Source organism: Methylibium sp. T29-B, assembly GCF_000576225.1.
Classification (GTDB): domain Bacteria; phylum Pseudomonadota; class Gammaproteobacteria; order Burkholderiales; family Burkholderiaceae_C; genus Methylibium; species Methylibium petroleiphilum.
The window spans coordinates 1-1,252 of sequence record NZ_AZSN01000354.1 but is presented as its reverse complement, the minus strand read 5'-3'; the positions used below and the strand labels follow the sequence as shown (position 1 = coordinate 1,252).

Here is a 1,252-nt window from a genome sequence, read left to right as displayed (position 1 = left end):
CGCGATCCTCCTGCTCCTGTTGCCACAGCACGTAGTCGGCGAACTGAACAGGCAGCCGCTCGACGACAGGCTTCTCGCCCCGAAGACCGGCGGCATAGAAATGTTCCAGTTCGCGCATCAGCACGGCCACGGACCACCCATCCGAGACGATGTGGTGCATGACGATCAGCAACGCATGGTCGTCTTGCGCGTTGCGGACAAGATGTGCGCGCAGCAGCGATGCGCCGTCGAGCCGCATCGGCTGCGCGACGAGTTCCTGCAGGTGTTCGCTCAGCCGGTCTTCCCGAGACGCGGCTTCTCCCTGCTCGCCCTCGTCGTCCAGAGCGTGCACCCGGATGGCGACCGCCACGGTGGGGCTGATGCGCGGGAGCGGTTGCCCCTCGTCGTCCTCGACAAAGCCCGTTCTCAGGCTTTCGTGCCGATCGACCACCGCTTGCAACGCGGCCTGCAGGGCCTCGATGTTCAGCCGCCCGCGAAGGCGCAGCGCATGAGAGATGTGGTACGCCTCGCTCGATCCCTGCAGACGGTCGAGGAACCACAGGCCCTTCTGCGCGCCGGACAAGGGCAGACGCGCCGGCCGTCGGCGCGCCACCACGGCATGGCGCGTGCCTGATCGAGTCGAGCCCCCTCGGATTGCAGGCGCTTGGCCAGCTTGGCCAGGACAGGTGCCTCGAACAGCACATTGACCGACGCCTTGACGTTCAGGAGCCGGCGTGCCCGCGCCATCATCTGCGACGCGAGCAGCGAGTCGCCGCCCAGTTCGAAGAAGTGGTCCTGGGATTCGATTCGATCCAGGTTCAGCACTTCGCACCAGATGCGCGCCAGCAGACGCTCCATCGGAGCGTCCGGCAGGTCATCATCGCTGCGTTCGGACGAGCGCTCCCGCCCGGACAGGGCCAGCAGGGCGGCCCGGTCGATCTTGCCGTTCGGTGTCAGGGGAAAGGCGGGCAGAACCGTGATGGCAGACGGCAGCATGTGCTCGGGCAGACGCTGCTTCAACTGGGCGCGAACCGCCTCGGGGCGCACGCCCTCGCCGACCAGAAAGGCCACCAGCCGGGGATGGCCCGGACTGAGTTCCTGCAGCACTGCCAGCGACTCCCTGACGCCCGGGCACTCGTTGAGCGCGCACTGGATCTCGTCGAGCTCGATGCGGAAGCCGCGCAGCTTGACCTGGTGATCCACCCGCCCCATGAACTCCAGCGTCCCCTCCGCTCGCCAGCGCGCCAGGTCTCCCGTTCGGTACAACCGACCG

General features: G+C 67.4%; 2 protein-coding genes. Both read right to left on the bottom strand.

Translation table 11 applies throughout. The annotated features are described in order from the left end of the window. A partial coding sequence (locus Y694_RS24575; protein ID WP_197028851.1) for a condensation domain-containing protein occupies window positions 1-562 on the bottom strand: 562 nt, incomplete at its 3' end. Beyond that, window positions 463-1,191 carry a phosphopantetheine-binding protein gene (locus Y694_RS22930; protein WP_081782316.1) on the bottom strand — a complete coding sequence of 243 codons (729 nt, stop codon included), beginning with the start codon at window positions 1,189-1,191 and terminating at the stop codon, window positions 463-465. The genes Y694_RS24575 and Y694_RS22930, both read right to left, overlap by 100 nt. Window positions 1,192-1,252 lie beyond the last annotated feature (61 nt).

Coding starts and splice junctions, on each gene's coding strand:
- Y694_RS22930 (WP_081782316.1), bottom strand. CDS start 1,191: ATGGGGCGGGTGGATCACCAGGTCAAGCTGCGCGGCTTCCGCATCGAG.